The sequence below is a fragment of the Bartonella sp. CL266QHHD genome, from assembly GCF_042195355.1.
GTDB lineage: Bacteria > Pseudomonadota > Alphaproteobacteria > Rhizobiales > Rhizobiaceae > Bartonella.
In genome coordinates, this window is record NZ_JBHIOD010000054.1 from 1 (window position 1) to 7,781 (window position 7,781).

Below are 7,781 nucleotides of genomic sequence, written 5' to 3' on the forward strand. Positions count from 1 at the left end.
AAAAGATATGTGAGCAACAAAAGCATGAGGCAATGCGTAATCTCCACTCTTTAAAAGACAGAGTTTTAGAGGTTTAAAAAAATAGTGTTTTAGAGGCTTTATAGATTTTATATTCTTGTAGGTGCTGTCGCAAAATGGGCTTGAGGGTTTTGAGAGATGTTTCTTTAAAACACGCATGTGCATTGGCAACCAAAGTGTCTTGAATTTGAGTGTGTTTGGTTTGAAGCGTTGTCGTATGACATGAGGGGCGTGATCGCCAAAAAGATATGTGAGCAACAAAAGCATGAGGCAATGCGTAATCTCCACTCTTTAAAAGACAGAGTTTTAGAGGTTTAAAAAATAGTGCTTTAGAGGCTTTTGAAAGTTGTAAAGCAGAGGGAAATGGTAAGGTTGGAAATTGGTTTTTTACCTTGACAACTTTCTGTTCTCTCCAAATGAAGCTGTCTCCCCGTTACAGAAATTACACAAACAGAAAACCGCAATATCCTTTCTCCACTCTGGCATACAATAGCTGTAAAATACGGTCGTTTGAAGTGTGGTAATATAGGGCATACTTCCTTGAAACGTTACAGTATTTTTTCGCTGTGTGTTGAATATTCTTCAGTGTGTTTGTCTTGCTTTAGGCTTAAGGGCATTCCATGAGGAGGAGCCCAGAGAAGCTCGCCCAAGATCCCCCTAAGAGTCCCCAAGAGTTTTTGTGCTTTTATAAACGGACATGGTGTTTAAAAATGGGTGTTTTAAAATGGGTTTTTAGAATCTTTATCCTTTAAGAGCGGGGAGGCCAAGTCAACATCATCCTATAAAACTGCAATTGATGCACAATATCCATATTTCTTTTAAAGAAATATCTCTTAAATACCGGCTCTCATTTATTTTACGATGGCGCCCAGTGGTATGGTGGTAAAGCTTTTATATATTCCCAATGCACGACATGAAAGGCTGAGAGGATAGGAGCTTGCTTTAAGAGAGGGAGAGGTTGGATTGTTTCGTGATTATTTGTTTACAGTTTAGTACTGGTTTTTAGAATCTACGTCTTTTTAGTGCAAAGGGGCATTAAAAAACCCCGTTTTTAACAGGGTTTTTTAATCGTTCAATTTTTCTACAAAACTTAGAATTTATAAGCGATACCAAAGCGAACATCATGCGTTTGAGAAGAGATTTTAAGGTTATCGTTTGCAAATTTCTTTTTAAAAAAATCTGAATAACGATATTCTGTACGCATGATGATATTATCTGTCATTGCAAGATCAAAACCACCACCAACAGTGTAACCAAACATTGTTTTTGTCTCATCTAACACATTGCCAGAAGCAAAAATTGTCGAATCTTCTTGCGATTTTGATAAAAGTGACATGATATATTGCATCTGTCTATAGGCTATACCCCCTGCAATATAAGGCATAAGACGATGGGAAGCAAAACCAATACGCGCGCGCGCGGCACCAGACCATGTTTCTTTCAATGTTACACCGCTAACAACAATGTCACCATGGTTGGGTATCGTTTCATCCTGAGCGGCAGGTTTTATGATAGGAATTCCAGCTTCTTCAAAGGCAATGTTAATGGAGTCTAATTTATCTAGAATTTTCTTTCCATTGTCTGTTTGGGTACTTTTCTTCCCAGACCAAACCATGTCCGTATCAAAACCGAAAACAAGATCTCCCAGATCAATATTAGAACCTGCATACAAACCTGCTCTCAATCCTGATAGTTTCGGTGATAAATCTCTATCAACCAAAGCCCATTTTCCGTCCCTAGCTTCTTGTGCGTAATTTAGAGTATTTTTATTGGAAAAATATCCAATTTGTCCTCCAAAATAAAAACCAGACCAAGAAAAAGGCGCAGAAACAGTAACCGGTGAAATACGTGATGATGAATCATTTTGCAATGAAACCTTCGGTTTTGATTGCTCAAAGATTACCGTATCTGCTGCTTGCGCTGTTGAAGCGGTAATGAAAGTGAAAATAGATAGTGCAATTAAACATTTTGTTTTCATAAAAACGTCCCCAATTCATTTAAAATACAAAGCGCATTATACACGAATTGGTTAAAGAAATCTATATTTAATATCATTATGAAAATTAAAATACTCAAAAACTCTATAATTATCTATATTTAAGTGTTCTTAAAACTTGTTTTCATGCTATTATCCCGCGTTTATATTGATTTTTCAGGATTTTTTATATACGCCTCTTCAGTGTTCTCTGTGTTTTAGAAAAAAATATAATATAGTAAACAGGCTTTTTATTTGTTTAAAAAATATTATTTTATATATATTAAAATCACTTTTTGTTATTAAGTGTTAAATATATTATCCACTATGATTGATATCAAAGTGCTTAATATTCAATTGGTCGTAAAAAATGCATATTGGCACCATCATATTCTTTATCGTATTCTTTGCTTGTTTCTGATATTGCGTAGCTTTGTATGGCGATAGCCTTTTGAGCACTTAAGGGGATGAGCGACTTTATTTCTTTTTTATCTATACGCTACTTTTTCTTATGACAATCCAAGCGAATAGTTTTGATTGATTGAATGGAATACGAAGAATAAGAAGGAGCAAAGGGCGAGAATCTCAAGTTTCAAGAGGTTTCTCATGTGCCATGTAAAATGATAAACTTTCCGTTCGCTTAAAGACGGAACGTGGATGAGAGCCTAAAAACTGAATGTCGTTGGTTATTTTAAAGAGATTAGCGCGTGCATTCAGGTTTTTGTGGAAATGGGTGAGGGCGCCATAAGGGGCAAATGCCTCAAATTTCTTGCGAGCTGTCAAGGATATCACGTCAGAGAGTGGATTGTTTCAGCAAAGGTCAAAACCTTTCAGTGCATCGAATTTTGTTCCAACAGCTGTTCCTCTATTGAGCACCTCTTTTCCGCTTCATAGAGGAGACATTTTTCAATGTTTCTAAACCCATTTCACGACGGTGGCTCGTGAATGATATAATGATAAATCTATTGAGCACCTCTTTTCCGCTTCATAGAGGAGACATTTTTCAATGTTTCTAAACCCATTTCACGACGGTGGCTCGTGAATGATATAATGATAAATCTATTGAGCACCTCTTTTCCGCTTCATAGAGGAGACATTTTTCAATGTTTCTAAACCCATTTCACGACAGCGATTGTGAATGATATAACGATAAATCTATTGAGCACCTATCTTCACGCTTCATAGAGGAGACATTTTTCAATGTTCCTAAACCCATTTCACGACGGTGGCTCGTGAATGGTATAACGATAAATCTATTGAGCACCTATCTTCACGCTTCATAGAGGAGACATTTTTCAATGTTTCTAAACCTATTTCACGACGGTGGCTCGTGAATGATATAACGATAAATCTATTGAGCACCTCTTTTCCGCTTCATAGAGGAGACATTTTTCAATGTTTCTAAACCTATTTCACGACGGTGGCTCGTGAATGGTATAACGATAAATCTATTGAGCACACTCTTTCACGCTTCATAAAGGAGCAAGCCGGTGCCATTACTATATTTGCCAGTTCGTGGGTGTTGTGACAGTCCTCTCCACAATGTTGTGACAGGCCCCTTTGGCCGTTGTGACAGTCCTTGGCACTTGAGGTGGTTCATTAGAGGCGTTTTTCCTTATCTTATACAATTTCTATCCATACATTCATTCCGTTTGTGATGTGCTAGTCAGTGATTTTGATTGATGCAACATGGGACAGATTTAAAATGAGAAAATCTTACGGTATTTAGGATTCTCATTCAATATGGATAACGCTAGATTATTATTATAAATCAATACATTATCTCATTGAGATAAGAGTTATCTACCCAATGTTATCAATAATGATAACATTGTAAGCGTAACTACTATGAATTCATTAATCTTTTTATACTTTGATTGAAATTATGTCTATTAATACTGATTTTTTTGAGCTAATTCTTTTTGGTTGATAGCTAATTGATTTTTAAAATCAAGACGTGAAGCTAGAATGAAAAACACCTTACGGTCATATCCATTTAAATCACTTTCTGCCACTATAGCCATTGGGTGTTGAGCCATGACTATCCATTTCTTTCCAAAATCGTTGTGCCTTTTAAGTACAACATAAGCAACAAAACCACCCATAGCATAAATGCGGACCAGAGCCTAAAATGAACGCTGTGGGTAATGGTTATCGGTCATCATCGGGGTGTTTACACCCCGATCTTTTGACAGAACGATTTGTTTTAAGACGTTTGCATCTTTTTTAGTGGGTTGTTTATTGGGGAGCAATCATCTTTTTGGGATCAACTAATCGGTCATAATCCTCTACAAAAACACCTGCTTTTAATGCTTCGGTGCGCAAAGTTGTATCATTTTTATGCGCTGCTTTGGCAATTTCAGCAGCTCTTTCATAGCCAATTTCTGGTGCTAGAGCTGTGACTAACATGAGTGAGCGCTCCATGAGCGAGTGAATATGAACGCGATTGGCCCGTAATCCTTGGATGCAATGCATATCAAAAGAACGCATGCAATCACCAAGAAGGGTAATTGATTGTAAAACGTTATAGCCAATAACAGGTTTATAAACGTTGAGTTCAAAATGTCCTTGGCTTGCGGCAAAGGTTACGCTGGTGTGATTACCAAAAACTTGGCATGCGACCATGGTTAAGGCTTCACATTGTGTGGGGTTGACTTTGCCGGGCATAATAGAAGATCCGGGTTCATTTTCAGGAAGACTGAGTTCCCCTAAACCAGAACGTGGACCAGAGCCTAAAAACCGAATGTCATTGGCAATTTTAAACAGATCAGCAGCGAGAGCATTCAAGCTTCCGTGGAAATGCGCAAGGGCGCCATGATGGGCAAGTGCTTCAAATTTATTGCTGGCAGTTTGGAACGTTACTCCTGTGAGAGTGCTCACTGTTTGCGCAAAAGCAACGTCAAAACCTTTTGGCGCATTCAGCCCTGTGCCAACAGCCGTGCCACCTTGAGCAAGCATGTGGACATCGGTTAGAGCATTTTCAATGCGCTGACGATTGGCTTCTAATGCGGCACGATAGCCTGAAAATTCTTGCCCTAAGGTTAAAGGTGTTGCATCTTGCGTGTGGGTGCGACCGATTTTAATGATGTCTGCAAATTCTTGCTCTTTTTGTTTTAATGTCGCAATAAGAGCTTCAAGGATTGGCAATAAGTGTTGGCGTGTTTGCAACGTGGTGGCAATGTGAAGCGCCGTGGGAAAGGAATCGTTCGATGATTGGCTCATATTGACATGGTCATTGGGATGAACTGGTTTTTTGCTTCCAAGTTTTCCTCCCAAAATCTTACTAGCACGATTAGCAATGACTTCATTGACATTCATATTGCTTTGTGTGCCAGAACCTGTTTGCCAGACGGACAGTGGAAAATGCTTATCAAAATCGCCAGCAAGCACTTCATCAGCGGCGGCAATAATTGCTTTTCCAATATTTTCTGGTAGTTTTCCTTTGCCCATATTTACAATCGCTGCTGCTTTTTTGACAAGGACTAAGGCATAGATGATGGCAAGAGGCTGCTTTTCACTGCCAATATTAAAATTATGCAGAGAACGTTCAGTTTGTGCGCCCCAATAACGATCTTGACGTACCGAAATCGTTCCAAAGCTATCCGTTTCCTGACGTGTTTCAACCATGATAAGATCCTTTTTTGTTCACGGGTTCTCAAAAAAGATAGATAACGCGAAAGTGCAATAAGAGGCAAGACTTTGAAGCTTCATTTAGAGAAATTATTTTTATGGCTATTCTTGACATTGAGAGATGCCGATTTTATATCTAACACATGCTAGCACTCGTAGTTTGAGAGTGCTAGCAAGAACTTTTAAGATTAATGCAATTATGTTCAGTTTTAAGGATTTAAAACATGGCTAATATACAATTCCGCCCACTTCACGACCGTGTCGTTGTCCGTCGGGTTGAATCTGAAAATAAAACGGCTGGTGGGATTATCATCCCTGATACAGCAAAAGAAAAACCCCAAGAAGGCGAAGTGATTGCTGTTGGCAATGGCGCTCTCGATGATAACGGAAAGCGCGTGCCTTTAGAAGTCAAAACAGGAGACCGTATTTTGTTTGGAAAATGGTCTGGAACTGAAGTCAAGATTAATGGGGAAGATCTCCTCATCATGAAAGAATCTGACATTATGGGAATTATGGGCTAATTGAAGCACTTAGTTTTTCATTGTGTACTATTTTGAGAAAACTCCAAGGAGAAATTAAATGGCTGCTAAAGAAGTCAAATTTGGCCGTGAAGCGCGTGAGCGTTTGTTGCGCGGTGTCGACATCCTTGCTAATGCTGTTAAGGTGACACTCGGCCCTAAAGGTCGCAATGTGGTGATTGATAAATCATTCGGTGCACCTCGCATCACAAAAGATGGTGTATCCGTTGCAAAGGAAATCGAACTGGAAGATAAGTTCGAAAATATGGGTGCACAAATGTTGCGCGAAGTTGCTTCTAAAACCAATGATATCGCTGGTGATGGAACAACAACAGCAACTGTTTTAGGACAAGCTATTGTGCAAGAAGGTGTTAAAGCTGTTGCTGCAGGCATGAACCCAATGGATTTGAAGCGTGGGATTGATGCTGCTGTTGAAGAAGTGGTGGCAAACCTCTTCAAAAAAGCAAAAAAAATTCAAACTTCAGCAGAAATTGCACAGGTGGGAACAATTTCCGCTAATGGCGCTGCTGAAATCGGTAAAATGATCGCTGATGCTATGGAAAAAGTGGGCAATGAAGGCGTCATTACCGTGGAAGAAGCTAAAACCGCTGAAACGGAATTAGAAGTCGTTGAAGGAATGCAATTTGACCGTGGGTATCTTTCCCCTTATTTTGTCACAAATGCTGAGAAAATGGTCGCTGATCTTGATGATCCTTACATTCTCATTCACGAAAAGAAATTGTCTAATTTGCAATCTCTTCTTCCTGTGCTTGAAGCTGTTGTGCAATCTGGAAAACCACTTCTCATTATCGCTGAAGATGTGGAAGGTGAAGCTTTGGCAACGCTCGTTGTTAACAAATTACGTGGTGGTTTGAAAATTGCTGCTGTAAAAGCTCCTGGATTTGGTGACCGTCGTAAAGCAATGTTAGAAGATATCGCTATCTTGACATCTGGACAGGTTATTTCTGAAGATGTGGGCATTAAACTTGAAAATGTCACTTTGGATATGCTTGGACGTGCAAAGAAAGTGAATATTTCTAAAGAAAACACCACCATTATTGATGGTGCTGGACAAAAGAGCGAAATTACTGCTCGCGTCAATCAAATCAAGGCTCAGATTGAAGAAACAACTTCTGACTATGACCGTGAAAAATTGCAAGAAAGACTTGCTAAACTCGCTGGTGGTGTTGCTGTTATCCGTGTGGGTGGTGCAACAGAAGTTGAAGTGAAAGAAAAGAAAGACCGTGTTGATGATGCTTTGAATGCAACACGTGCTGCTGTTGAAGAAGGTATTGTTGCTGGTGGTGGTACCGCATTGTTGCGTGCAGCAAATGCGTTGACCGTTAAGGGAAGTAATCCTGACCAAGAAGCTGGTATTAGTATCGTTCGTCGTGCTCTACAAGCACCAGCGCGCCAGATTGCAAGCAATGCTGGTGAAGAAGCCGCTATTATTGTGGGCAAAGTGCTGGAAAATAATGCTGACACTTATGGTTATAATACCGCCACGGGTGAATTTGGTGATTTGATTGCTTTGGGAATTGTTGATCCTGTGAAAGTTGTGCGTTCTGCTCTTCAGAATGCGGCTTCAATTGCGAGCCTTCTGATCACAACAGAAGCAATGGTTGCTGAAGTTCCAAAGA

The 7,781-nt window shown here is 39.5% G+C and carries 7 protein-coding genes; 2 read left to right on the plus strand and 5 right to left on the minus strand.

Annotated features, from left to right (window positions below; all coding sequences use genetic code 11):
- Positions 1 to 1,108: 1,108 nt before the first annotated feature.
- The 5 genes from ACFIK7_RS07090 to fumC form a co-directional block, all read right to left on the minus strand.
- On the minus strand, positions 1,109 to 1,996 hold the full coding sequence (locus ACFIK7_RS07090; RefSeq protein WP_375660629.1) for an outer membrane protein: 888 nt from the start codon (positions 1,994 to 1,996) through the stop codon (positions 1,109 to 1,111).
- Between the two features lie 582 nt (positions 1,997 to 2,578).
- On the minus strand, positions 2,579 to 2,776 hold the full coding sequence (locus ACFIK7_RS07095) for a hypothetical protein (RefSeq protein WP_375663166.1): 198 nt from the start codon (positions 2,774 to 2,776) through the stop codon (positions 2,579 to 2,581).
- Between the two features lie 682 nt (positions 2,777 to 3,458).
- On the minus strand, positions 3,459 to 3,593 hold the full coding sequence (locus tag ACFIK7_RS07100; protein WP_375663167.1) for a hypothetical protein: 135 nt from the start codon (positions 3,591 to 3,593) through the stop codon (positions 3,459 to 3,461).
- 292 nt (positions 3,594 to 3,885) lie between these two features.
- Entirely contained in the window at positions 3,886 to 4,098 is a 213-nt protein-coding gene (locus ACFIK7_RS07105; RefSeq protein ID WP_375663168.1) for a hypothetical protein, read from the minus strand.
- Between the two features lie 133 nt (positions 4,099 to 4,231).
- Complete coding sequence (gene fumC / locus ACFIK7_RS07110) at positions 4,232 to 5,620, minus strand: class II fumarate hydratase (protein WP_375630964.1); 1,389 nt, start codon at positions 5,618 to 5,620, stop codon at positions 4,232 to 4,234.
- A 227-nt stretch (positions 5,621 to 5,847) separates the two neighbouring features.
- Between fumC and groES the strand changes: the two genes are divergently transcribed.
- Complete coding sequence (groES, locus tag ACFIK7_RS07115) at positions 5,848 to 6,144, plus strand: co-chaperone GroES (protein WP_005774667.1); 297 nt, start codon at positions 5,848 to 5,850, stop codon at positions 6,142 to 6,144.
- A gap of 58 nt (positions 6,145 to 6,202) precedes the next feature.
- The coding region (groL, locus tag ACFIK7_RS07120) for a chaperonin GroEL (RefSeq protein WP_375663169.1) at positions 6,203 to 7,781 on the plus strand (1,579 nt) is incomplete at its 3' end.